Source organism: Spirochaetota bacterium (assembly GCA_030154445.1).
GTDB lineage: Bacteria > Spirochaetota > Brevinematia > Brevinematales > Brevinemataceae > Brevinema_A.
Map to the genome: position 1 here is coordinate 208,846 of JAGUQW010000002.1, position 24,130 is coordinate 232,975.

Annotated in this window: 24 protein-coding genes and 2 riboswitches; of the genes, 11 read left to right on the forward strand and 13 right to left on the reverse strand. The window is 30.6% G+C overall.

Going from position 1 to position 24,130, the window contains the following annotated elements; genetic code table 11:
- Nucleotides 1-13: 13 nt before the first annotated feature.
- Entirely contained in the window at nucleotides 14-1,003 is a 990-nt protein-coding gene (galE, locus tag KFW21_01105) for a UDP-glucose 4-epimerase GalE (protein ID MDK2818031.1), read from the reverse strand.
- A gap of 384 nt (nucleotides 1,004-1,387) precedes the next feature.
- On the opposite strand from galE, the gene KFW21_01110 reads away from it, so the two are divergent.
- Entirely contained in the window at nucleotides 1,388-2,380 is a 993-nt protein-coding gene (locus KFW21_01110; protein MDK2818032.1) for an NAD(P)-binding domain-containing protein, read from the forward strand.
- A gap of 55 nt (nucleotides 2,381-2,435) precedes the next feature.
- Here the strand turns inward: KFW21_01110 and KFW21_01115 are convergent, their stop codons facing one another.
- Together KFW21_01115 and KFW21_01120 are read right to left on the reverse strand one after the other, a co-directional pair.
- Nucleotides 2,436-3,386: a DNA cytosine methyltransferase gene (locus KFW21_01115; GenBank protein ID MDK2818033.1), complete on the reverse strand. Its 951-nt coding sequence runs from the start codon at nucleotides 3,384-3,386 to the stop codon at nucleotides 2,436-2,438.
- Nucleotides 3,387-3,462: 76 nt separating this feature from the next.
- Entirely contained in the window at nucleotides 3,463-3,981 is a 519-nt protein-coding gene (locus tag KFW21_01120) for a Bsp6I family type II restriction endonuclease (protein MDK2818034.1), read from the reverse strand.
- Between the two features lie 168 nt (nucleotides 3,982-4,149).
- Here KFW21_01120 and KFW21_01125 point away from each other — a divergent pair, with 168 nt between their 5' ends.
- Nucleotides 4,150-5,094 (forward strand): hypothetical protein, encoded by a 945-nt coding sequence (locus KFW21_01125; GenBank protein MDK2818035.1) that lies wholly within the window; start codon nucleotides 4,150-4,152, stop codon nucleotides 5,092-5,094.
- A 97-nt stretch (nucleotides 5,095-5,191) separates the two neighbouring features.
- Here the strand turns inward: KFW21_01125 and KFW21_01130 are convergent, their stop codons facing one another.
- On the reverse strand, nucleotides 5,192-5,686 hold the full coding sequence (locus KFW21_01130) for a hypothetical protein (GenBank protein ID MDK2818036.1): 495 nt from the start codon (nucleotides 5,684-5,686) through the stop codon (nucleotides 5,192-5,194).
- A 122-nt stretch (nucleotides 5,687-5,808) separates the two neighbouring features.
- Between KFW21_01130 and KFW21_01135 the strand changes: the two genes are divergently transcribed.
- On the forward strand, nucleotides 5,809-6,348 hold the full coding sequence (locus KFW21_01135) for a hypothetical protein (protein ID MDK2818037.1): 540 nt from the start codon (nucleotides 5,809-5,811) through the stop codon (nucleotides 6,346-6,348).
- A gap of 84 nt (nucleotides 6,349-6,432) precedes the next feature.
- Here the strand turns inward: KFW21_01135 and guaA are convergent, their stop codons facing one another.
- The 4 genes from guaA to KFW21_01155 form a co-directional block, all read right to left on the reverse strand.
- Entirely contained in the window at nucleotides 6,433-7,986 is a 1,554-nt protein-coding gene (gene guaA / locus KFW21_01140; GenBank protein MDK2818038.1) for a glutamine-hydrolyzing GMP synthase, read from the reverse strand.
- Nucleotides 7,987-8,008: 22 nt separating this feature from the next.
- On the reverse strand, nucleotides 8,009-9,118 hold the full coding sequence (locus KFW21_01145; GenBank protein MDK2818039.1) for an IMP dehydrogenase: 1,110 nt from the start codon (nucleotides 9,116-9,118) through the stop codon (nucleotides 8,009-8,011).
- 102 nt (nucleotides 9,119-9,220) lie between these two features.
- Nucleotides 9,221-9,844, reverse strand: coding sequence for a hypothetical protein (locus KFW21_01150; GenBank protein MDK2818040.1), 624 nt, complete (start codon nucleotides 9,842-9,844; stop codon nucleotides 9,221-9,223).
- Complete coding sequence (locus tag KFW21_01155; GenBank protein ID MDK2818041.1) at nucleotides 9,825-9,956, reverse strand: hypothetical protein; 132 nt, start codon at nucleotides 9,954-9,956, stop codon at nucleotides 9,825-9,827. The genes KFW21_01150 and KFW21_01155 overlap by 20 nt, the downstream gene beginning before the upstream one ends.
- Nucleotides 9,957-10,275: 319 nt before the next feature.
- Between KFW21_01155 and KFW21_01160 the strand changes: the two genes are divergently transcribed.
- The 3 genes from KFW21_01160 to KFW21_01170 all read left to right on the forward strand — a co-directional run bounded on the left by KFW21_01160 (nucleotide 10,276) and on the right by KFW21_01170 (nucleotide 13,219).
- On the forward strand, nucleotides 10,276-11,670 hold the full coding sequence (locus KFW21_01160) for a pyridine nucleotide-disulfide oxidoreductase (GenBank protein MDK2818042.1): 1,395 nt from the start codon (nucleotides 10,276-10,278) through the stop codon (nucleotides 11,668-11,670).
- A 307-nt stretch (nucleotides 11,671-11,977) separates the two neighbouring features.
- The gene (locus KFW21_01165) at nucleotides 11,978-12,118 is read left to right on the forward strand and encodes a hypothetical protein (protein ID MDK2818043.1); all 141 of its coding nucleotides are present in this window, start codon (nucleotides 11,978-11,980) and stop codon (nucleotides 12,116-12,118) included.
- A 150-nt stretch (nucleotides 12,119-12,268) separates the two neighbouring features.
- Complete coding sequence (locus KFW21_01170; GenBank protein MDK2818044.1) at nucleotides 12,269-13,219, forward strand: hypothetical protein; 951 nt, start codon at nucleotides 12,269-12,271, stop codon at nucleotides 13,217-13,219.
- A gap of 119 nt (nucleotides 13,220-13,338) precedes the next feature.
- On the opposite strand, the gene KFW21_01175 is transcribed toward KFW21_01170, so the two are convergent.
- Both KFW21_01175 and KFW21_01180 read right to left on the reverse strand, forming a co-directional pair.
- Complete coding sequence (locus KFW21_01175) at nucleotides 13,339-14,634, reverse strand: NCS2 family permease (GenBank protein ID MDK2818045.1); 1,296 nt, start codon at nucleotides 14,632-14,634, stop codon at nucleotides 13,339-13,341.
- Between the two features lie 23 nt (nucleotides 14,635-14,657).
- The gene (locus KFW21_01180) at nucleotides 14,658-15,233 is read right to left on the reverse strand and encodes a xanthine phosphoribosyltransferase (GenBank protein MDK2818046.1); all 576 of its coding nucleotides are present in this window, start codon (nucleotides 15,231-15,233) and stop codon (nucleotides 14,658-14,660) included.
- Nucleotides 15,234-15,337: 104 nt separating this feature from the next.
- Nucleotides 15,338-15,435: riboswitch (purine riboswitch) on the reverse strand.
- A 71-nt stretch (nucleotides 15,436-15,506) separates the two neighbouring features.
- Nucleotides 15,507-15,604, forward strand: a riboswitch (purine riboswitch).
- A gap of 77 nt (nucleotides 15,605-15,681) precedes the next feature.
- Between KFW21_01180 and KFW21_01185 the strand changes: the two genes are divergently transcribed.
- Nucleotides 15,682-15,885: a hypothetical protein gene (locus KFW21_01185; protein ID MDK2818047.1), complete on the forward strand. Its 204-nt coding sequence runs from the start codon at nucleotides 15,682-15,684 to the stop codon at nucleotides 15,883-15,885.
- Between the two features lie 118 nt (nucleotides 15,886-16,003).
- The gene (locus tag KFW21_01190; protein MDK2818048.1) at nucleotides 16,004-17,326 is read left to right on the forward strand and encodes an NCS2 family permease; all 1,323 of its coding nucleotides are present in this window, start codon (nucleotides 16,004-16,006) and stop codon (nucleotides 17,324-17,326) included.
- A gap of 94 nt (nucleotides 17,327-17,420) precedes the next feature.
- On the opposite strand, the gene KFW21_01195 is transcribed toward KFW21_01190, so the two are convergent.
- The 3 genes from KFW21_01195 to KFW21_01205 are packed head-to-tail and all read right to left on the reverse strand — an operon-like array spanning nucleotide 17,421 to nucleotide 22,406.
- Nucleotides 17,421-20,132 (reverse strand): hypothetical protein, encoded by a 2,712-nt coding sequence (locus KFW21_01195; protein ID MDK2818049.1) that lies wholly within the window; start codon nucleotides 20,130-20,132, stop codon nucleotides 17,421-17,423.
- A gap of 9 nt (nucleotides 20,133-20,141) precedes the next feature.
- Complete coding sequence (locus KFW21_01200; protein ID MDK2818050.1) at nucleotides 20,142-21,314, reverse strand: PatB family C-S lyase; 1,173 nt, start codon at nucleotides 21,312-21,314, stop codon at nucleotides 20,142-20,144.
- A 21-nt stretch (nucleotides 21,315-21,335) separates the two neighbouring features.
- Nucleotides 21,336-22,406: a peptidoglycan DD-metalloendopeptidase family protein gene (locus tag KFW21_01205; GenBank protein MDK2818051.1), complete on the reverse strand. Its 1,071-nt coding sequence runs from the start codon at nucleotides 22,404-22,406 to the stop codon at nucleotides 21,336-21,338.
- A gap of 200 nt (nucleotides 22,407-22,606) precedes the next feature.
- On the opposite strand from KFW21_01205, the gene rpsF reads away from it, so the two are divergent.
- From rpsF to rpsR, 3 genes are all read left to right on the forward strand, one after another.
- Nucleotides 22,607-22,924, forward strand: coding sequence for a 30S ribosomal protein S6 (gene rpsF / locus KFW21_01210; protein ID MDK2818052.1), 318 nt, complete (start codon nucleotides 22,607-22,609; stop codon nucleotides 22,922-22,924).
- 1 nt (nucleotide 22,925) lies between these two features.
- Nucleotides 22,926-23,471, forward strand: coding sequence for a single-stranded DNA-binding protein (locus KFW21_01215; GenBank protein MDK2818053.1), 546 nt, complete (start codon nucleotides 22,926-22,928; stop codon nucleotides 23,469-23,471).
- 198 nt (nucleotides 23,472-23,669) lie between these two features.
- Nucleotides 23,670-23,936: a 30S ribosomal protein S18 gene (rpsR, locus tag KFW21_01220; GenBank protein MDK2818054.1), complete on the forward strand. Its 267-nt coding sequence runs from the start codon at nucleotides 23,670-23,672 to the stop codon at nucleotides 23,934-23,936.
- Nucleotides 23,937-24,130: the final 194 nt, after the last annotated feature.

The window sequence follows — 24,130 nt, forward strand, 5'->3', positions numbered from 1 at the left end:
TCTTTTTTTGCTTTTAATAAGTTTTATTTTGCTCCCAATACCAAGCTGTTTTGACCATATCTTCTAATTGATATTTGGTTTTCCAATTCAAAATTTTAGCAACCTTACTTGGATTTGCTACTAAAAGGGCAGGATCACCCTCTCTTCTGGTAGTTTCTTCTACTTTGAAATTAATACCTGTAATCTGTTTACACATAGTAATAACTTCTCGTACTGAATTACCTTTACCTGTACCTAGGTTGTAAGAATCACTGACTTTTTCCTTAACCATTCTTTCCATTCCCAAGATATGGACTTGAGCCAAATCAACAACATGGATATAATCTCTTACACCTGTACCATCTGGAGTGGCATAATCAGTACCAAATATTTTGATAGAAGGTCTTTTACCATTAGCTGCTTGTAAAGTAGCTGTAATCAACAAAGTAGCGGGATTATAAGAAGGGCCAATAAGACCATCAAAATCAGCCCCACAAGCATTAAAATAGCGTAAAATACAATAGTTAAATTCAGGAAAAGCATGAGAGTAATCTCGTAAAATCCATTCCACCATGAGTTTGGAACTTCCATAAGGATTGATAGGTAATTGAGAGTGAGTTTCTGATATGAGGTCTTCTTGAGGATTTCCAAATGTCGCTGCAGTACTACTGAATACAAAGTTATTAACATTATGCTTTCGCATTGTATTCAGTAAAGTTAGTACTTTACACACATTATTATCATAATAAATATCAGGATTAAAAACAGATGTCCCAACTTCTATTAGTGCTGCAAAATGCATGACTGTATTAATATTATATTTTGTAAAAATATCTGATAAAACTTTCTCATCACCTAAATCACCAATAATTAAAGGAATAGAAGGGTCAATGGCATTGAGAGAAGCTTTGTATCCTTTACTTAAATTATCAAGTACAATTACCTGGTAGCCTTGTTGAAGTAGTTGTTTGACAGTATGAGAACCTATATATCCAGCTCCACCAATTACGAGAATATTTTTCATATTTCACCTCTTATATGATATAAGTAATAATTATATAATATCTTATATACAAAACTTTGTCAAATAAAAAATCATCTATACTTTTTATTTTTAGTTAGTATACTCTATTTTATATAGTTAATTTTTTAAATATCTATGTTTTAAAACATAGATATTGGACAAACTGCTTAGATATATTTATTTTGTGACTTAGTAAAATTATCAATGATTATGATTTGGCATAGATAAATATATAGGAAAATATTCATACTTTGTGGTGAGTCTATGAAGTTGTCAAAGATGTTAAATAGTATAGGTAGTCATTAATATTCTATAGAGATCTATTGATTATTATTTTAAATATGCTATACTTATATATAACAAAAAAATAAAAAGGATATATTTATGTTTAAAGTTGCTATTATAGGTGCAGGCCCTGCTGGAATTTCTATGGGTGCAGAACTCGTACAGTCTGGTATCCCGTCAGATCAAATACTAATTTGTGAAAAATCAGAACATGATAATGCCTCAGTTAGACAATTTTATCCAGCTACAAAAGACATTAATTCAGTTTATAAAAATATAGAGGTGCCAATTAATGGTGTTGTAGGATTTTCGGGATTGATTTCTCTTACAGAATATCACAGTATGATAGATAACATCATCACAGATAATAAACTAAACTTAAAACTTAAAACAGAAGTTCAAAAAGTAATTAAACAAGATAAAGGATTCCAAATAGAAACTTCTCAAGGTGTTTTTGAAGCAGAATATGTTGTTTTGAGTAGTGGTGTTTTTTCAAAACCACGCAAACCTGATTATCCTATTCCTTCTATATTACTACCGAAAATATCTTATGATATTTTAAAACTTCAAAAACAGGATACAAGAGAATTAGATATTCTTGTTGTTGGCGGTGGAGATTCAGCATCAGAATATGTACAAATTCTTACACAGATGAAAAACAAAGTAACGCTTTCTTATAGACAAGAGAAACTATTTAGAATGAATCAGCTGAATATGGATCGTTTAAATACTTTAGTTGATATAAACAAAGTAACAACATGTTTTGGAACTAATATTTCTTCTATTGAAGCAGATGAGGATAGAATCAAAATTCACTTTGAAGAAAGAGAAGATATGATAGTAGATCGTATTGTATATACTCTTGGTGGTGCGTCACCTAGTGCGTTTATGGCACAATGTGGTATTGACTATGATGACACAAATGTCGTCCTCCGTGATAATAAAGAGACTGATATTGACGGTTTATTTATGATTGGAGATCTTGCTACAGGAAGAAAAGGCGGATCATTGATGCTAGGATTTAAAGGTGCTAGAGAAGTTATGGAAGCTCTTCATAAAAAATATAATTTTAATGCTCCAAAATCTATTTAATTACAGATAATTATAAAAATAAAGCCCATCACAATATTAGTAGTGGGCTTTTGATTTATAATACTTTCTTGATATTTTCAGCAATTCGAGCAATAACAGGAACTACCACAGAATTACCTGCCTGTTTGTATAAATGTGTATTGGCTACATCTTCGGGTAATACAAAGTTTGTTGGATAACCTTGTATACGGAAACACTCTTTAGGAGTCAATTTTCTAATTCCTGTATCAGTTAATACCAAAGGTACATTATGACCACCTGTCCCCATATTAGCTGTGAGGGTAGGACAAACAGTGTTTTTGTTCTCTCTAACATAAATTCTACGCCATTGATAGACAGTATTCTTTGAAGTCATTGCTTCAATTAATTTATCATAAAAAGAACATGTGTTTGTGTAATAATATCTTGAATCAACTTGTTTTTCATAATCTATGACATCAGAAAGTTTTGTAGTTAATTCTTGTGGGTTAGGAAATTCAAATTTTTGGTATTGTTTTTTATTCTTAAATGCTATAATATAAATTCGTTCACGATTTTGGGGTATGTTCCCATAGTGTATGGCGTTTAAAACTTGATATTTCACATAATAGCCTGTTTTATCTAACTTTTCTAAAATGGCTCTAAATGTGTTTCCATTGTCATGTCCTACAAGGTTCTTAACATTTTCAAGAAAGATGATCTTTGGTTTTTTTATTTTAAAAATTCTTTCTAATTCAAAGAAAAGTGTTCCTCTACCTTTTTTATCCTCAAATCCTTGTCTATATCCTGCTAACGAAAATGCTTGACAAGGAAAACCAGCTAACATAATATCAAAATCAGGTATCTCATTATCTTTTACTATATTTATATCTCTGTTATCTACCTTTAAATCAAAATTAGCTTCGTATGTCTTACAGGCAAGTGGTTCAATTTCATTAGCATATATGGTATTAAACCCTTGTTGCTCAAAAGCTAAATCAATGCCACCAACTCCTGCAAAAAAAGATGCACATGTTAAATTTTTCATATGGATACTCCCTCACTAAATTGCAGCATGGTGCAATTTAGTGATTATAAAAAAGTGAGATATGCACTCACTCTCCTTACGATAGTTTTATAATTTTTTTACTTCGAATATCTACCTTAGCAATTGCTGCAAGTTCTTTAGGTTCAATAATAAAATTAATTATACTGAATCTAGGTCTTCGTCCAGAAGCTTGTTGCTGTGCAAAGCTTTCATTCTTGTTAACTTTAATTTTTTTTAACTCATCAGAGTTCATTCCTGTATCATAAATATACAGTTCATCATTTTTCTTATCTAGTCTTAAAAAATAAAGTTTATCAAATTTTTCTGACGGTGAAAAGCTCGAAGTATCTAATCCCCAATTACTTGTGGCTTTAAACTCAATAATTTCATTACCATTTATAGCATCGCCACCACTACCTTTATTCCATTGAAAGCCTAGTGCGTAACACGCCATAGCTTCGCTAATGGTTTCGGGGAAATTAATACCCCTTGTAGCAGATGTTCGTATCCTTTGGTCTAGCTCTTTCCAAAGAAAATACATTTCGATCGCATCATAAAATATTGCTTTATCTACAGTTACTAAATCTAATGCCATTTAATTATGTGGAGTGCATAGTCCCACAAATACAGTGTAGCATAAAATAATAAAAAAATATAGATCATAAATAATAAAAAACGATTTATATATTAGGTCGTTTTTTATTTGTCAATTATACAATATATAACTATATTTAGTTATATAAATATAATATAGGGCGTAAGTATGTTCAAAAATTTTTTTTTAATATTTGGTATCATATTATTTGGTACAGTAAATTTAGTATATGGACAAGATGCTACTGTTTTTAACCCCGATCCAGCAGTTGGTATTAGAAGTGATAGAGATTTTGATTCTGTAGACGATCAGGGATGGTATTGGTTGAATTCTATGTATTTTAGATGGTCTTATTTTGGAGCTTATTATCAAACTCGTCTTTATTATCGATTACCAATTTTTAGAGATCAAAATTCTTTTTGGTTTGCTGATTCAGCTTTTATGGTGGGTATAGAACAGGATATAGGTCCATTTGAAAGAACGAGTTTATATCTATTTTGGCAGCCTGTTATTGCTCTTGCTTTTGAAATGAGAATGGGTTATGAACAGGATGTGGCTAATTATTTAAAACCTGTGGAAGTAGATGGGGCACATGCTGATTATAATTTTGCATTACCACCTTTTACAGGTCAAAATCCAAATAATAAAACACCAAATTATCAAGGAGGAAAAGCTTTTGTTCTAGAATTTACACCAACTTTAACTATGGGTGGATCTATAGGTGATGGAATGTTAGCGCTTATTTATTCTCCTATTATGACATATGTTAAAAATTTTCAATTACATAATGATAAATACTATTTCTATGGAAGAGATATTGTTGTTATGTTACCTACAGATATTTATTGGAAACATAATATTAAATTAGGATACAACTTTACCGGTACAGGAATGTCTATGGCAGTAATAAGTATTATTGAACATGTACAATCGTCTGGAAGATTAATGAGAGCAGGTTTATTCGGTGGATTTAATTTTGAAAAACAATTGAAAAAATATCCTAATTTAATTCCTTTTTTTAGAGCTCAAGTAGGATCATGGTTGTCAGATGAATATCTAAAAGGAGATTTTGCTATAGGAATTAATGGAGGATTGATTTGGAAATTTACATAGAATTTTATAAAAGAAATTAAATTACTATAAAAAAGCACGATTACATATTAATCGTGCTTTTTTAATACACCTTATTATAAGGATATATTAAATAGTGTTATTGTATTGCTAGCGTTGTGCCTGTATGTGTGAAAATATTACTCTCTTTGTAAGTCTCTGTATACCATGTTTTTTTTTCTTCTATAGTCGCAGAAGGTAAAATTGATGGTGGAATTTTTTTAAAGGATCCTTGGTAAATAATAGGTTTTTGTGCAATGTTATTAAATCCTATACCAACACCTATAAATAACTTTAACACTTCTTTATTAAGAGTATATTCAAAGGTGTAATAAGCAAATGTAGAATGACCTACGGTATTTATTTTGTGAACAAGAGGTGTTGTAACCCCATCTATATCTGTAAAATTATAAGTAAAAGAACCATCGGTATTAAAAATTAAAGGAATAGAAGATGCTATATTTATATCTGCAGGATCAGGTAAGTACCAAGTATTTTGGGTTAATTGATTGATAAAAGTAGTATTTTTTTCAGATTTTGTAGAACATTGAGTAAAAGAGAAGATAACTAATATTGGATATAGATAATATTGCATGACAATTCCTTATTAAATAGAATAACATATTTAGAGACTATAGTCAATTCATATGTCTTGACATTATGTTCATATTATATTATAATAGTATAAATTCAATACATTTAGGGAGAATTCTTAATATGTACAAAAAAATAATATTATTTATTTTTGTTATGATACCAAGCTTAGGATTTTCATTTTTTGGTCATGATGATGATTTGACTGGTTGGGTTGGTTACGATCAACAATTCGGAATTTTAAATGATAAATTTATTACTTATGGTGGAGCTTCAGCTGGTGTTTCAATATTTGGCATATCATTAGGAGCTGCAGTATATGGTAATTATGGGCATAATGTGTATGTTTCGTCTTTACCACCAATGAGTGCAACTATGATTTATGGTGGAGTTATTATAGGTTATAAAAGCCCAGAAATTGAATTTGTACGCTTTAGACTTAATACTCTTTTAGGATATGGTACTGTTGAATTAGGTGCTCATAAAACAGGACATTTTGTAGTATCGCCAACATTCTATGTAGATTTCGAAGTATTTGATCAAGTGAATTTCAGTGTTGGTGTTACTTATCGTTATTTCCATGAAGTAGATAATACTATTGGACTAAATAAAGCTGAAAATAGCTTTGCTGGATCTATTTCTTTTTCATGGATTGATAATTAATAATTATAAAATATATAAAAAAAACTCCCTAATTTAGGGTGTTTTTTTATGGGTTATTATTAGTAATTAAAGAATAATTATTTTTTACTCCCATTCAATAGTAGCAGGCGGTTTTGATGATATATCATAAACAACACGAGCTATTTCTGGAACTTCATTAGTAATACGGGAAGAAATTTCTCTGAGATCTTTCATCTTAAATTCATAAATATCAGCACTAATACCATCAACAGAACAAACAGCTCTTAAGGCAATAGTATAACCATATTTTCTAATATCGCCTGCTACACCTACAGATTTGATAGGTAAAAAGACGGCAAATGCTTGCCAAATTTTTGAATAAAGTCCACGCTTGTGTAATTCTTCTATATAGATAGCATCGGCATTTTGAAGAATACGACATTTGTCAGCATCTACTGCACCTAAGATACGCACGCCTAATCCAGGTCCAGGAAAAGGGTGTCTAAAAATTAATGTTTCGGGTAATCCTAGGTGAAGCCCCAAAGATCTAGCATTATCTTTGTATAATTCTTTTAATGGTTCTACTAATTTTCCAGATTCTCTTTTTTCTACAATTAAAGGAGAATTAACATTGTGATGACTTTTTATAGTATTAGCTTTAGTACCAACTCCTTTACCAGATTCGATAAGATCTGTGTAAAGAGTACCTTGGGCCAAATAAAAGTCTTCAGGGAGACCTATCTTTTTCACTTCATCTATAGTAACAGTAACAAATAAATCGCCAATAATATGACGCTTACTTTCAGGATCATTAATATCTTTTAAAGCATCAAAAAAACGAGTCTTAGCATCAATAATATGAAGATACTTTGCGTTAAGTTGTTGAAGAATATGGCGAATCTCATCTGTTTCATTTTTTCTCATTAATCCTGTATCAATATACATGAGATGAATTTTTTCTGGATTTAGAGTTTTTAGAAGTACTGCTGCGGCAACACTAGAATCCACTCCACCAGATACTAATAATAATACAGTATTGTCTTGTACTTGTGTTTTGATAGAATGGGAAATATTTTGAAAAGTATTTTCTATAGATATTCCCTCTGGAGTGAGATTGGAAATATATTTAGCGAAATTATTTAAAATTACGCTTCCTTTCTGAGAATGAGCCAATTCAGGATGAAATTGCAATCCCCAAAAATGAAATTCTTTACAATATGCAGCGGCTGGGTGAGCATGAGACTCAGCAATAAGAGTAAATGTTTCTGGTAATTTAGTGATACTATCCCCATGAGACATCCATGTGATAAAATCTTTGTCAATATCTTTGAAAAGAGGGTCTTCATGAATAATAGATACAGAACATTCTCCATATTCGCGTATGAGAGATGCTTCTACTTTTCCTCCAAGATTATGGATAGTACATTGAAATCCATAACAAATGCCGAGTTTGGGTAGAGGAAGTTTTAGAATATTGATATCATAGTTAGGGGCTTTTGTTTCATATACAGAAGAAGGAGATCCTGAAAAAATAATTGCATTTGGATTTTTTGCAAGAATATCTGCAGCAGTAGTATTAGTTGGTAAAATTTCAGAAGTGTATCCCAGATCTTGTAATCGGCGTTGAATAAGATGTGTTGATTGACTACCAAAATCTAAAATAATAAATTGACTCATAGGGACTCCTTATAGAATTATTTTATTTATGATAATTAGGGGCAGATTTGATACTAAGAAGATCATGAGCATGAGACTCATTAAGTCCAGCTGGGGTTATTTCTATAAATTTTTTATAATTATTCATGTGGGTAATAGTTTGTTGACCACAATACCACATTCCTTTTTTAATACCGGTAACAATTTGGTGAAAGACTTCATCCAAATATCCACTACAAGGAACTAATCCTTCTACCCCCTCTGGTACGATAGCTTTATTTTGTTCACTTTGATAACGAGCTGATCCGCCATTAGTCATAGCATCCATAGAACCCATCCCTCGGTATTTTTTGAATGATTTGTTATTTTGAATGATGTTTTCTCCAGCTGATTCTATTGTAGTAGCAAGCATATTGCCAAGCATTACTACATTAGCACCAGCACCAATAGATTTGACAATATCTCCAGAATAACGAAGGCCGCCATCAGAAATACACGGGATAGAATGTTTTAGACATTCTTCAGAACACAGTAAGGTCGCCGATAGTTGAGGGATCCCTATACCACAAATAATACGCGTAGTGCAGATAGATCCTGCTCCGACACCTATTTTTACAGCGTCTGAACCAGCTTCTATCAATCTTCGTGTTCCATCTACTGTTGCCGCATTACCACCCATAATAGGGATAGAAAATTGTTTTTTACATTCTGTAATAGCGTTAAGAGTGAAGGTACTATCCCCATGAGCAACATCAAATACAACAAAATCAACACCAGCTTCTACTAATAAAGGCATTCTAATAAGATAATCTTGTGGGGCAACAGCTGCTCCAACAAGGAGTTTTTGATTTTGATCTAAGGAAGCTAAAGGATATTTTGTAAAATCTACGGGAGTTTGTTTGAGTTGTTTAATTTGGAAAGCTTGATTTTCAGGAGTTATGTTCCTATGAATAACACCAACTCCACCAAGTTTTGCCATTTGGGTAGCCATAAGTAATTCAGTAACGGTATCCATCGCTGCAGAAATAATAGGAATATTTAAAAAAATATTACTAATCAAACGTGTTCGGAGAGATATTTCCTCTAAAGAGAATGAAGCTAAATTAGGGACGAGAAGCACATCATCGTAGCTATAGAATTTTTGAAAAGTCATAATGAATCCTTATATGTAGATTATAATATCTGTCTATAATTAGGAAATTTTCCTTTATGATTATTTTTCTGAGCTAAGACTATTAATATTTTTAATATAGTTTTAGGGATAATAAAAAATAGTGTATATATTATCTTTTATAAATCTTATAATGTGATTATCTAACAAAATACGACATTCATTTTTCAACCCTTTTTGAATTAATATATTTTTTAATATATTTTTAAACAAACAAAATATTTTTGGATCTTTAATAGATCCTAAATCATATGAAGGAAGTAGTAGCCAATCTTTTAAAGAGTCTTTATGTTTTTCTACTGGTATATAAATAGTATTATTAATTTCTAGTGCTATTGGAATTAGAGTGTTTAGGTTTGTATTTTTAGAAATAGATAATAATTTTATGTCAGGATAATGTTTTTGAATTAAGTTAATAATAGCCTTCTCAATATCTATAGCATGATTGATTGTTGAGATTGTGTGACTATTTACACCAAAATATTTATGCCTAATAAAGGAAAATTGTGGTCCAATCATAAAAGGATAAGGTGTTTTTAGGTCAGGGTAGAAATCGATTTCTGTAATAAAAATAGTTTTATATCCAAGAGTTATCGCTGTTAAAATAGCTAGTATTCCTGCAGTAGGAACTTTTTTGTTATAAAATAAGTGATATTGTAAAAAATCATGTATAATAGGACTAATTTCTTTATAGGTAGTAAGTAATATCTTTTCCTAAATAATATTTATCTTCAAAATAAAAATTATTTATACGCATAGTATGATATTTTTCAGGTAAGCATTTATAATTAATTTCTGTGAAAGAATGTCCATTACCAATCCTTAATTATGAAGCTTCATAAAATTTTAGCATATTATAAAAGTATTGTCAATATAATGTGTTGTCAATAAATATTTATAAAATAAATAAAAGTACTAAATACTTGTATTCAATATAATAATTTTATGAAAATTTTTTCTAACTTAGATAGTATACTACGCTATATTGAATGACACATGAAAACAAATTATAATAAATATTATGTTGAAACTATTTATAGACACTTGAATTTTGATGATAAATTATGTATACTATCTAGTATAATATTGACCTAGCTTTAAGCTAGGTTTTGTATTGGATATTTTATTGAGGAATATATATGTATGATATAATTTTTGTTGGAGCAGGACAATCCGCTATTATGGGATCTTACGAAGCTTTGAGGTTAAATCCGAATTTAAAAATATTGTTGATTGATAAAGGATTAATGTGGGAAGATCGTTTGGAAGCTGTTACCTCTAAAAACAAAAACACAATGTCACCCATTGTTTATGGAGTAGGTGGTGCTGGAGCTTTTTCTGATTGTAAATTTAATTTAGACTATAGAGTGGGTGGGGATGTTTTTACTATTGCTGGAAAAACAGCAGTTGATTCATTAATTCAACATACCGTAGATTTGTATAAAGAATTAGGTTGTACTGTTGAACCTGTCGGTGGTACTACAAATACCGAAGTATCAGCTATTAAAAAATCTTGTATAGAAAATAATGTGCAATTAGTAGATACGCTTACTATGCATTTAGGTACAGATGGAGCAAGAGATCTCTATACTTTATTAATTAATTCTATTAAAGAAAAAAATGTAAAATTTGCAACTTCTGCAGAATGGGAAGATTTGATTATAGAAAATGAACAATTAGTAGGCGTTGAGTATTCTCAAAATGGTGAGATGAAAAAAGCTATGGGAAATAAAATTGTCATAGCGGTTGGTCGTAGTGGGGCTAGTAAAATGCAAGAAATAGCCAAAAAATATACCATCAATTTTGAACAAGGTGGTGTTGATGTTGGAGTTCGTGCAGAAATCCCAGACATTGTTATGCAATCTATTAACGAACATTTTTATGAAGCTAAAATGATCTACTATACCAACAAATACAAAGATAAAATGAGAACTTTTTGTAGTAATCCTAGCGGATTTGTTGCCGTAGAAAAACATACAGATGGGATTGTTTTAGCGAATGGTCATGCTTATAAAAATCGTAAATCTACTAATACTAATCTAGCGTTACTATGTACTCAGAGTTTTACAGAACCTTTTAACGAGCCTTTTGAATATGCCAAATCTATTGCTAGAATGAGTGCTATGTTGACAGGAGGGAAAGTTCTTTGTCAATCTTATGGAGATCTTGTGACACATAGAAGATCAACAGAAGAACGGCTTGCACGATTGAATATTACTCCGACGACTACAGATTATATAGCTGGTGATATTTCTTTGGCTTGTCCCAAACGAATTTTAGATAATATTATTGAATTCATTGAAGTCCATGGTAAGATAGCTCCGGGATTTGCGTCTTCAGATTTATTATTGTATTTTCCAGAAATTAAATTTCGTAGTGTGCGTTTAAAAATCGATCAAAATATGGAAACAAGTATGAAAGGATTGTATGTCGCTGGGGATAGTTCTGGCTATGGTAGTGGACTCAATCAAGCTGCTGTAATGGGCATACTTGCTGTAAGACATATTTTGGGATATGAGGCTGAAACAGTTTGATTAAATTTAACAAAAATAGTAATGGATGCTTAATTTACTTATTATATATGTAAACAAAAAACTCCATATTTTGAATTCTTATGAAGATATCATTTTGTATCTGTTGAAATCACTTCTTATTTTGAATATAAAATAATTCTATCTTCTACTTTAATAAGTAGCAATAAATAATATTATTAATGATTTTATAGATCCTGATAATTATAAAAATAACTCAGAATAGTAAAAATTTGTTATAAAGATCATCGCAAATTTTTTTTGAATAAATATTCAAAATTAAAAAATTAATTAACACGATGGAGATACTATGCCACTACAGGATAAAAATAAAGAAACACAAAAACCAGATCAAATAATAGATATCTTAAAAAATCATCTCAAAAAACCCTATTGTTCTGTATGTAGTGGTGCTAAGAAGCCTGTACCCTATAAAAAACCACCTTATTAAATATAAAAATTACACTCTCATGCTTATGCTAGGGTGTTTTTTTTATAGAATAGATATTGTTTTGATTGAGATAATTGATAGATGTATTGACAAATACTGAAAAAAGATACATAATATTCACAAATAAAATCAAATAGTGGAGATAAATAAATGGTTTTTGGACACAGAATAGGATGGAGAATGTATCTATTTGTTTTGATTTTTATTACTAATATAATATTTACACAAGAATTAGTTAATGCTGAAAATAAGCAAACAAATAGTTATTTTTCCTTTCGTCATTATGATTCTGATAAGTATTATATAGCTTGGATGAATCCGCGCTCTTTTGTATCCCGTGCTTATATCAAACATAATTTTGATCTAAAATCTGCATTATTATATCGAAATCCTCAATCTGAAGTTGCTTGGAATTTTAATACTATCACGGCTGTATTAGAAGGACGGATCGCTACAGAAATTTATTTGTTCCGTACGCCTAAGTTTGCAATAGGTGTTGGTGCTGCATTTGAAGTACCTCTAATTATTCGTAAAAAATTAGAATTGACAGAAAGTAAATTAAATATTCTTAATCTCTATAGTATTATAGGTCAAACAGCTGCTTTTATCGATGTGTATTTACCTTATGAGATGAAATTGAGAATAATACCTGTTTTTCATGAATCTGTGCATATCGCTGATGGTTATGTAGGGAATTCAAAAGATTTTAGTTTTATTAGTTATGAATTTGTGGCTTTGGAGTTATATAGTAAAATAAAATGGGCAACATTGTATACAGGGATTGAAGTGACCTTTCATGCCTCTGCTGAGTCTGAACGTTTGTTACGAACTAGAGTGCATTTTGGAGCTGATCTTAGATATCCTATATGGAAAGATACAATTAGTGTTATTATGGGATTTAATATAGCAGCTTTATATGATGAAAAAAACACGAAATTTCTAGAAACTAGCGGGTGGCATCCAGCTGTTAATTTTGGGATGGGTATAGAATTTGATAGAGTTATTACATCTTTTAAAATATCATATCAAAGAGGATTTGAGTCTGTTACTTATCAAACAATGCAAACAAGTTTGGGGATGGAAGTAACGGTATTATTTTAAAAAATTAAATCAAAATATTGATAAATTAATGGTAAATTAAAAATAAATATATATTGGTTTATAAAGACAGTTAGAAAAAGCACACTCTTAAAGGTGTTTTTTTTTATAAAATTATGGACTTATGCTATGAATAAAAATATTACAGACAGTATTCCTATAATCCATAATACAGGAGATATTTTTTTAAAATCATTATCAATAATATGCATAATAATATAAGAGATAAAACCAAAACTGAGGCCTATAACAATATTGTAAGATAGAGGCATAAGAACAATTGTCAAAAAACTTGGTATAGCGGTCTTCATGTTTGAAAAATCCATATGTACAATATTTTTGAACATATAAACTCCTACCATAACTAATGCAGGGGCTGCAATAAATAAAGGAACAATAGTTACAATAGGTGTGAAGAATAATGCTAAAATAAATAATAATGCAGTTATTACAGAAGCAAAGCCTGTTTTGGCTCCAGCTGTAATTCCTACTGTAGATTCACTAAAGGTAGAAATAGTACTTGTTCCCATACAAGCACCTGCTAGTGTTGCGATAGAGTCAGCATAAAGCATTTGATTGATATTTTTGATACGGCCATCAGATTCTTCTAAACCCAACTGTTTGCAACATGCAATTACAAATGCTAAAGAGTTAAATAAATCGATGAATAGAAATGAAAAAATCGCACCAGCTAGAGACCATTTGAATGCACCTAAGATATCCAATTTCATAGCAATAGGAGCTATACTTGGGGGCAGAGATATAAATTTGGTAGGTACTTCAACTATACCTAAGATAATACCAATAACAGTAGTAATGATAATACTAAATAGCATCCCACCTTGAACTTTTTTGACATCAAATAAAACCATTAAAAAAAGACAGAATAGAGAAAGAGCAACTTTCGGATTGAAATCTCCTAATGCTACTAGTGTAGCTGGATTAGCGACAATAATATTCATTCCTCTTAAACCAATAAAAGTAATAAACAAACCAATACCAATAGAAGCAGCTAAACTGATTGGAATAGGAATAGCAGAAGCAATTTGTTTTCTGATACCTGTTAGCGTTAGTAATAAATAGAAAAATCCTGATAAAAAAACTACTCCTAAGGCTATTTCCCAAGAAACCCCTTGTCCTTGAACAATGGAAAAAGCAAAAAAAGTATTTAATCCCATTGCAGGAGCCAAAACAATAGGTATATTTGCAAAGAAAGCAACTAATAAAGTCCCTATAGCAGTAGCAATACAAGTCACAGTGATGAGTGCATTTTTGTCCATACCTGTACTAGATAGAATAGAAGGGTTTACAAAAATAATATAAGACATTGCTACAAAAGTAGCTATACCACCTATGATTTCTTGTTTGATGGAGCTTTGTCGTTCTGATATTTTGAATATCTTTTCTAATATACTCATGCATAACTCCTAATAGTATTGATTTATTCTGTGATAAATTGAATGTTATGCGGTGGGGAAACACTTTTTAGACGAACAAGACTTTCTAAATGAATACCTTGATCTACAAGAGTTTGTCTACCAGATTGGAAGCTTTTTTCGATAACAATACCGACACCAATACAATTGGCTTTACCCATAATAATGAGCTTTTGCATACCAAGAACAGCATGCCCCATAGCTAGAAAGTCATCAATAATGAGAATATTTTCATCTTTTTTGATATATTCTTTAGATACAAAAATATCATAATCTTTATTTTTTGTAAAAGAATATATTTTGGTATTGTAACCTTCTGCCATAGTAGAGGGAAGAGACTTTTTGGCAAATAATAAAGGTACATTCAACTCCAAAGCTACACCAAGAGCTGGTGCAATTCCAGAAGCTTCTAAAGTGAGAACTTTGTCTATTTTACTGTCTTTGAATCTCAGAGCAAGTTCTTTTCCTATTGCTAGCATTAATTGAGGATCGATAATATGATTGAGAAAATTATCAACTTTGAGAATTCCTTCTCTAGGAACAGTAGATAGTTCAAGAATTTTTTCTTGTAATAATAGCATAGGTACTCCATGGGATAATTATAGACAAATAAAAAAGTTTCATATAAAAATATAAAGAATGTGATAAAAAATAAACAAAGATGATACGAATAAGGAAGAATTGAAAAATAACTTTATATAATCAAAGTAAAGCTTTTACGGAGCTTTGTAGAAACGCTTGTCCATATTACAAACATATAGGATTAAATATCATTTATTTATTGTAAATGATATTTAAGTATTTGTCAAGAGTGATTTTGGTGATAAATAAATCTTGACAAATAAATTTTTATGGTTATAATAGGATTATACTTTTATATATATCTGTAATACGGTCAGATGTTTCTACGACCCACCACAAATGGGACACTATAATAGTATAAAGTTTTATCTTTCTTTTATTTCTAACAATATCCTCACTTTCTTAATGATTAATATATAATATTATATATTAAATTCATGTGATGTTATGAAGGTCTTATATTTCTTAAGATCTATTTCAGGTAATTCTTTATCTATTTTGTGTGTCTGTATTTTGTCAATTTTTATGGAAAGTGCATCTGTAGCACATGTAGTGATTATTAGAGCGATGAGTAATAGTACAAAAGGTGATGACAAAGAACAATATCTAAAATTCTTTAAAGAGGCTGTAAAAAATCAGCAAATGTTTTGATTAATATAATAAATTCTGTAGAATTTCCATACTAAACTATACCATTAATTTCTTATCTATTTTTTTGAAAGAAATATAATAATAACGATATTCAGATAATAAATCTTAGGAGAGTATTATGAAACAGAATAGCAATAATCAATTATTATTATCTATAGATAATTTCTTCACTATCTCAAAAAGAAACAGTTCTTTTAAGCAAGAAATTATAGGAGGGGTAACAACTTTTTTAACAATGTCTTATATTATTTTTGTTAATCCTTCTATTTTATCTTTAGCAGGGATGGACAAAGGAGCTTTGATCACGGTGACTTGTTTAGTTAGTGCTTTCGGCACTTTATTAATGGCTTTTATGGCTAATGTTCCTATGGCATTAGCTCCGGGAATGGGATTGAATGCATTTTTTACTTTCACATTAGTGTTAGGGCAGGGAGTACCATGGGAAGTGGCTTTAGGGGTGGTTTTTATTTCTGGATTGTTTTTTATGTTATTATCTCTTTCTGGAATTAGAAAAAGAATAGCTTCTACGATTCCCACTTCTTTGATCATAGCAGCTTCTGCGGGTATAGGTCTATTCATTACTTTTATAGGATTACAAAATATGAAACTTATTGTAGCAAATGAGGCAACATTAGTATCATTAGGTGAATTTACTGTTCCAACATTGTTATCTTTATTTGGTCTTGTACTGATGATAGCGTTGGAAGTCACAAAAGTCAAAGGTAGTATTCTGATAGGTATAGTAGCTACTACAATTATGGGAATGATATTTGGTGAAATACCGATTCCTAGTTCTTTTGTTTCTATGCCTCCAAGTATAGAACCTATAGCATTTAAACTTGATATTTTTGGGGCACTTAAATGGTCTTTAGCAAGTGTAATTTTTTCTTTTATGTTTATTGATATGTTTGATTCATTAGCGTTGCTCTTATCTTGTGCTAAACAAATTGGTATCAAAGAAAAAGATGGAGAGATTTTAGGGATTGGTAGGATGCTATATGCTGATGTTGGAGCAACATTAGTAGGATCTGTGTTGGGGACAAGTACTGTTACTTCTTTTGGAGAATCTGCAGCTGGTATGGCAGCAGGTGCTAAGACAGGTTTTGCGTCTGTGATTACAGCTATCTTATTTTTATTAGTATTATTTTTCACCCCTATTGTATCTATTGTTCCTGTATTTGCGGCAGCTCCAGCTCTTGTAATCGTAGGGGTGTATATGTTTAGATCTATTGTAGAGATTGATTTTTCTGATATAAAAATAGCAATACCCGCTTTTGTAATGATATTGTTGATGCCTCTTACTTATAGTATTAGTGTTGGATTAAGTTTTGGATTTTTAACATATATCTTAACGCATGCCATTGTTAAAGAATTTAATAAAATTTCACCAGCAATGTGGTTTGTAGGTTTATTATCTATCCTTCATTTTATTCTAGGATAAGATAATAATATGATAATTAATAATATTTAAAAAGAAAAAAGAGTAAGTTATGTTACTCTTTTTTTTTGTGAATAAAATACAAGATACAAGCTTGTTAGTAGGATAGAGAACTTTGAAAATAAAAATTATAACCCCATGTTTTGGTAGTAATGGCATAATTACCTTCTACAATGATAGAAAAAGGAACAGTCCCAAATAAAATAGACATATCAAGATTAGATTTGAAGTATACAGAATGTAGATAAGGATACTGATCTCCCCAGTAGGCAGCTCTATACCCTGTAAAAAAAGCCCATCTATGAAAAAATAATTCTCCAAATCCAGATCCGTTTTGTATCTCCCAAGAATAAAGCATAAGATCAATACTACCATATAATACGAGATCATTAAATATATTATAGGTACTATATTCTTTGTATTGAGGTACGGAACTACTGCCAAGAGCAGACATTCCTAAAATAGAAAAGGAAGAGGTATCATAAACAGCGTAGAAGCTGATATCTATAGGAAGTATAGGAGGAGATAATTTGATAAGCCCAACTACTCGTTGCCATTTTATATTTAGATAATCTAATTGATGTTGAAAAGAAATACTTAGATTTCTATAAAATCCGTAAGAACCTTCTGAGGCATATTGACGCCAAGATATACCTGTACGACCTATTAATTGTTGAAAGGCTAGATGTCCCCATGTATAAGTAAATTTATCTGGATTACCAGTGAGTCTACCCTGCCATGATAATATACTTGAAAAAGAAAAAGTGCCTGCTAATTGATAAGAATCATGACTGTATGAGGTGCTGATCCCTGAGCTTAACAAATGATGTTCTTTTAATTGAAAGATACCATTAGCTTGAATAAAATAATTATTAAAGAATAAATTAAACTCTATAGGAAATTCTGTGTTTTGCCAATTAAATTTGAATTCGGGAGTAGCTTTGGTATATTCAATAGCTAGCCCAGTAGTCAATACATTTGCTCCAACAGAATCAATGGTGATGTTTTGAATACCTGCTTCACGAGCAGAAATAATAGGAATCCAAAATAAAGGAGAGAGATCTCTTGAGACCTTATAAGGAGTGATGACCCCATCATAATAAAGATCATTCTTTGGGGTAGGTGTAAGGTTGTTAAAATTGATTTGATAGGTAGATATATTCAACTGAGAAAGAGGAGTACTCATGATATTATCATGTTGTGAAAAAGAAGATCTATAATAAAGAATTTCATTATCTAATATAGAATCAAAAATTTCACCTTTAATATTATCATTAATTAATCGCATACTATTATTAGAAATAATAGCTCTTGAATAAAAAGAATTAGTGTTAGGAGCAAACGAAACACTAATACTATTATTATTTGCTGTAAGAAAACGGGGAAAATTGAGATTAGTTGTATTTAAGCTAGCGACAGTATTATTTAGTCTATTAATACGAGAAACTCTTTTGTTACCATTATAAGAATGTAAAAAATAAATAAATTGATCGTCTATACTAACAGGAGAATCAAAATAATTAATAGCACTACCTTGATAGATAGAATTAGTAGTGTCATTTTGGAAGATTACTAATTCTGGATAAACAGAATTTCTATCTATAGCAACAAATTTTGGATTGTTTATTGTTGTGTCAACCAAAAAAGATGCATCATCAAAGCCTATATATGATTTTGATAAAGGGAGTAATGTTTTGTTTCGAACTAAGATCACAAAAGTTTTTTGATTAGCAAATCCTGATACAAGTAGTTGTTTTTCATCAGGAGACACTACTACTTTACGCCAATTATAGTTAGCAAAAACAACATGAGTATCTTTGTTGCTAGTGAGATCATAAGTACGAAGTTCTTTGTTTTGTTGGTTGAAATAATAAATTTTATTTTTTATTTTTTGTATAGAATTGATACGCCTATCTTTTGTAGATAATAGAGCGTTAGTATTTGTTATAAACGCTACAGAAGGGGTGAGACTGTCTTGAAATTCTGACCATAGTGCTTTTTGTTTTTTTTGAGTAACCGTGTTTAAACTCCAACTAGAGATTTTCCAATTACCAGCTTCAGTCCAATATGATTTGTCTATATCAGTATCAATATTTTGAGATAAGTATTGATTAAATAATCCTCCATAAGTATAAGATAGAGAACCTTTTTCATAACCTGTATGGGCTCCACTAATTTGAGCAAAAGAAGGAAATACATTATCTAATAAATCTCTACGCATTTGATGATAAATAAAAGGATCTTTCAGTCTACCATAGTCACCATCACTTTCACGAGCAATAGCAGAGCCTTCCATAAATGATCGAGCCGTAAAAACAACAGTGGGATTAATAATATGAGAAATACGATTAAAAAGAGGATCTTTTTTAGCAAATTTACGAATGGCCAGTGTTATCACATGGGTTAATTCATGTCTAAACAATGATCGAAGGTGTTCTGCTTGAGTATAGGAATGAGATTCTGACATAGCTGGAGGTATTTTGGCGTACAAGTGTATAGTAGGGATTTGGAGTAAGCTAGCAAAACCATTTGCTAATTGATAGTCTGAAGATATAATAATACGGATCTTTTGATTAGGAATAAAATTTCTAAGTTGAAAGACCCCATAATAATTTGTTAGTGAATCAAACTCTTCTTCTGCAAAAGAAGCTATCTTAAAAGCTTGTTGTTCAGAAGAAGCAGAGTAGATAATAGTAAAGTTAGAAGTATTGAGTTCTTTTAAGTGAATTAATGAATTATCAAAAGGATAGGTATAAAAAGAAAGAGTTGATACAGGCAGTAAAGAAAATAATATTAATAATAAAACCATAGTACCCCTTTATTGTGTTAATAAAGCTGTTTTTAGTTGAAAAAGAGCTTTTTTAATTTGATCTAATGGAGCACCTATATTAAGACGGATAAATCCTTTACCACCTTCACCAAAAGTATGTCCAAAAATCACATGAATCTTTGCTTTGTTAAGTATAAAGTCTTCTAATTCTGTGTTTGTCATATTGAGAGCTCTCATATCAATCCATGCCAAAAAAGTAGCCTGAGGGGGTATTAATGTAATATGGGGCAAATTAGATTTTAAAAATTGATCTAAATAATTGAAGTTATGTTCTATATAATTCATTAAAATAGGTGTGTAATTTTTGGGAGCATGAGTAAGAGCAGTTTCATAAGCGATAAGACCAAAAATATTAGGATCCATATTGTTTGTTACAAAATTAATATGAGATCGTAATTCATCATTTGGTATGATAGCTGCTGAAATTTTTAATCCTGCAATATTGTACCCTTTACCAGGTGAGATAAGCGTAATAGTCTTTTGTTCTATTTCTGAAGATATTGAAGCTATAGGAGTATGTTTGTATTTTGGTAATATAAGATCTGAATGTAACTCATCAGAAATGATAAAACAATCATTTTGAACACACAAGTTACCTAAAGTTAGGAGATCGTCTCTTAACCATACTCGTCCTATAGGATTGTGTGGATTACATAGAATTAAACTGTGGATAGATTTGTTATTTTGAAAAAGAGTGTGTAAATTCTTAAAATTCATAGAATATAAGATATCTTGTAACAATAGAGGATTTGATATTGCTTGTAAATTTGCTCTTTTAATATCATTAAAAAATGATCCAAATACAGGAGGTTGTAATATTACTTGATTTTGAGAAGTTTTTTGAAGTTGATTTTTAATTCCAGTAAAGATAAAATATAGAGATGTTGTTGCATCTGGATAAAAAATAATCCATTCTTTTTGTATAGTCCAAGCATGTTGTGTTTGGAGGTGTTGTACTATTAATTCTTTAAGATCATCAGTAGGATAAGTATACCCAAAACAAGGATGTTCTAATCTTTTTTTGAGAGCTACTACTATTTCAGGAGGACATGAAAAATCCATATCAGCAATACCCATAGCTATCATATCAGAAGATAAAGTATCCCATCGTTTGCAATTGGTATTTTTACGATGTAAAAAATTATTAAAATTAATAGACATTATCTCCCCTTTATGAATATATTATATTTGCAATCCATTATATAGAGGATTTTTAGCTTGTCCATATTTACGAATTTCAAAATGTAAATGAGGACCTGTGGATCTACCTGTATTACCTATAGAACCAATTCGTTGACCTGTAGTAACCCATTGCCCAGCTTTAACAAACAATTTAGATTGATGAGCGTATAATGTTGTTAATCCATTGTTATGACGAATAACAATGGTGAGCCCAAAACTACCATTCCATCCAGATGAGATCACACGACCTTCTTTTGGAGCGTATATTGGGGTACCAATAGATCCTGCAAAATCAATACCTTTGTGGAGAATTCGTTGTTTGAGGATAGGGTGTCTTCTCCAACCAAAATGAGAAGAAATTCTTCTATATCCAGGGACAGGATTGATAAACTGGAAGCCAAGAATCTCGGCCATCGCTTTGAAAGAAAGATTTGCATTTGGTAAAAATAAAGTAGTACCTTCTTCGATTTTTGTACTAGATAGTGCATTAACTAGAGATATTTCTTCTGCTGAAATACCATAACGCTCAGCAATTTCTGAGACAGATTCTTTGTTGGTAGTATTGAAAATAATTCCAGATCGAGTAGGTAATAGTATTTTTTGTCCAACACGCAAAGAATGTGCATTATCTAAACTATTCAAAGAGAGTACAGTTGCCATAGATAATCCAAATTTGATAGCAACAGAAGAAAGATTCTCCCCTGGTAAAATACGATAAAAAGCAAAAGAAAGCGGTGATTTATTGGATATTTTTTGCAGATCTTCTTGTGTTTCGATAGTTTTAGATGTAATATTTTGGACACTTTCTTTTTCAACAATTAAATCTGTTAATATAGAATCACCTAGAGATATTTTGTTTGAACCAAGTGTTACAGCAGTATTAAAGAAGATAATTCCAAATAAAATAATAAAAGGTACTAAAACATGTATAAAATAAGTATTTATTTTTTTTGTTTTTAATTTAAAAATTGGAAATTGCGGGGTGCTATTGGGAATAGATAAAGAATCAAATGGCAGTAGGGTTATAATTTTATTATATAGTATAATGAATATGTTTTTTTGATTATTCATAAAACAGTCCTTCTGATTATTTTAAATATTAAGTAAGAAGATTGTGAGTCAATATTATAGCATAATATCTTATATTTTTCAATAAATAACTATTCATAATAATTAATTTGAATTGAAAATAATATTGACAAAATTATATATCTTAGTTATAATGATTGGTCTTTAATTATTTTCGACCTTCTTCCCATATATTTTGATATATGGGCTACGGTCCGAAAGGAGGAAATATGTCTAGAAAATATGAAATAGCTTTTCTTTTGAGAGAAAGCGAATATGTTGTTGCTATCGAGCGTATCAAGACGGCGCTGGGTAAAGCAAACACTGAACTTGTGTCAGAAAATAATACAATGGGAGTCCGAGAGTTAGCGTATGTCATTGTACAAAATCGTGAAAAATTCACTCGTGGATATTATTATTTTGTTGATATTAATGCAATTCCCGAACAACTGGTGGTTTTTGAAGAGGCTATCAAATATGATCAAGGTATTATCAGGCACATGGTAGTCTTGGATTCATAAGATGGCTTGGGATATTAATAGAGTAGTCCTTGTTGGGCGTTTATCTAATGATGTAGAGTTACGCTATACACCAAGTGGTGCAGCAGTAGCTCGTTTTGGAATTGCAGTGGGTGGTCGTCCGTCTAAAGATGGGCAAGATTCAGTGTCATTCTTTACTATAGTTGTTTGGAATAAAGCTGCTGAAACAGCAAATCAATACCTTAGTAAAGGTAAACAAGTTGCTATTGATGGTAGATTAGAACAGCGTACATGGACAGCACAAGATGGAACTAGACGGTCTATTATTGAAATTATTGCGGATAGAGTAGAGTTTTTATCATCATCTAGTGGTGGACAAACTTCATCGTCTCAAGGTACTTATAATAATAAAGCACCTTCAGGTACACCAGCTACATCTTCTTCTCAACAGTATTCACAGGCTGTAGCTGCTCCTATAAGACAAGAGCAAGCTACACCAAAAAAAGAAGAAGATTACTATGATAATACAGATTTCAATGATGCCCCTCTTGATAAGTACGATCCCTTTGATGAAGATGTACCTTTCTAAAAATCTTGATAAATAATGGAGAAAAAAATGTCTGAAGAACAAAAAGTAAATACAAATTCTGATTTTGAAGATGCTGGAAAAGCATTAGATAATTTGAATAAAAATATAAATGATGGCTCAAAAGAATTTAAACCTAGAAAAGAAGGTGGATACCAACCTAGAGAAGGGTATCAACCTAGAGAAGGGGCTCGACCTCCTATGAACAGAGGTTTTCGTCCTGGTGGTGGAGCTGGTGGGAAGAAAAAATCATTCTTTGCTAAAAAAGTATGTAAATTTACAACTAACCAAATTGATCCTGCTACAATAGATTATAAAAATATTGAATTATTAAAAAGATTTATTATGCCTAGTGGTAAAATCGTACCTCGTCGTATTACAGGAACTAGTTCCAAGTATCAGCGTGTATTAGCTAGAGAAATTAAAAAAGCTCGTATTATGGCTTTCTTACCATTCTCAGCTCGTTAATTGTAAATAATTCAATATTAAGGGTGAAAGAGTAATATGGATTTTTCAATTTTTGTGTGGGGAGTTGCATGTATATGCTTTCTGTTTTCAGGAAGTTTGGTATGTATACTTCAGAATATAAAATTTTCAAATTCTATAAGGTATAATTATTTATATCTTATAGGTTTGTGTATTTTAGGAATAGTTATATGGTT

Excerpts from the sequence above, each read along its gene's own strand:
- KFW21_01185 (MDK2818047.1), top strand. The coding sequence starts at position 15,682 with ATGAAGGTCTTATATTTCTTAAGATCTATTTCAGGTAATTCTTTATCT.
- KFW21_01190 (MDK2818048.1), top strand. The coding sequence starts at position 16,004 with ATGAAACAGAATAGCAATAATCAATTATTATTATCTATAGATAATTTC.
- KFW21_01125 (MDK2818035.1), top strand. The coding sequence starts at position 4,150 with ATGTTCAAAAATTTTTTTTTAATATTTGGTATCATATTATTTGGTACA.
- KFW21_01120 (MDK2818034.1), bottom strand. The coding sequence starts at position 3,981 with ATGGCATTAGATTTAGTAACTGTAGATAAAGCAATATTTTATGATGCG.
- KFW21_01130 (MDK2818036.1), bottom strand. The coding sequence starts at position 5,686 with ATGCAATATTATCTATATCCAATATTAGTTATCTTCTCTTTTACTCAA.
- KFW21_01215 (MDK2818053.1), top strand. The coding sequence starts at position 22,926 with ATGGCTTGGGATATTAATAGAGTAGTCCTTGTTGGGCGTTTATCTAAT.
- rpsR (MDK2818054.1), top strand. The coding sequence starts at position 23,670 with ATGAACAGAGGTTTTCGTCCTGGTGGTGGAGCTGGTGGGAAGAAAAAA.
- rpsF (MDK2818052.1), top strand. The coding sequence starts at position 22,607 with ATGGGCTACGGTCCGAAAGGAGGAAATATGTCTAGAAAATATGAAATA.
- KFW21_01115 (MDK2818033.1), bottom strand. The coding sequence starts at position 3,386 with ATGAAAAATTTAACATGTGCATCTTTTTTTGCAGGAGTTGGTGGCATT.
- KFW21_01135 (MDK2818037.1), top strand. The coding sequence starts at position 5,809 with ATGTACAAAAAAATAATATTATTTATTTTTGTTATGATACCAAGCTTA.
- KFW21_01175 (MDK2818045.1), bottom strand. The coding sequence starts at position 14,634 with ATGAGTATATTAGAAAAGATATTCAAAATATCAGAACGACAAAGCTCC.
- guaA (MDK2818038.1), bottom strand. The coding sequence starts at position 7,986 with ATGAGTCAATTTATTATTTTAGATTTTGGTAGTCAATCAACACATCTT.
- KFW21_01110 (MDK2818032.1), top strand. The coding sequence starts at position 1,388 with ATGTTTAAAGTTGCTATTATAGGTGCAGGCCCTGCTGGAATTTCTATG.
- KFW21_01180 (MDK2818046.1), bottom strand. The coding sequence starts at position 15,233 with ATGCTATTATTACAAGAAAAAATTCTTGAACTATCTACTGTTCCTAGA.
- KFW21_01195 (MDK2818049.1), bottom strand. The coding sequence starts at position 20,132 with ATGGTTTTATTATTAATATTATTTTCTTTACTGCCTGTATCAACTCTT.
- KFW21_01200 (MDK2818050.1), bottom strand. The coding sequence starts at position 21,314 with ATGTCTATTAATTTTAATAATTTTTTACATCGTAAAAATACCAATTGC.
- KFW21_01160 (MDK2818042.1), top strand. The coding sequence starts at position 10,276 with ATGTATGATATAATTTTTGTTGGAGCAGGACAATCCGCTATTATGGGA.
- KFW21_01205 (MDK2818051.1), bottom strand. The coding sequence starts at position 22,406 with ATGAATAATCAAAAAAACATATTCATTATACTATATAATAAAATTATA.
- KFW21_01145 (MDK2818039.1), bottom strand. The coding sequence starts at position 9,118 with ATGACTTTTCAAAAATTCTATAGCTACGATGATGTGCTTCTCGTCCCT.
- KFW21_01165 (MDK2818043.1), top strand. The coding sequence starts at position 11,978 with ATGCCACTACAGGATAAAAATAAAGAAACACAAAAACCAGATCAAATA.
- galE (MDK2818031.1), bottom strand. The coding sequence starts at position 1,003 with ATGAAAAATATTCTCGTAATTGGTGGAGCTGGATATATAGGTTCTCAT.
- KFW21_01170 (MDK2818044.1), top strand. The coding sequence starts at position 12,269 with ATGGTTTTTGGACACAGAATAGGATGGAGAATGTATCTATTTGTTTTG.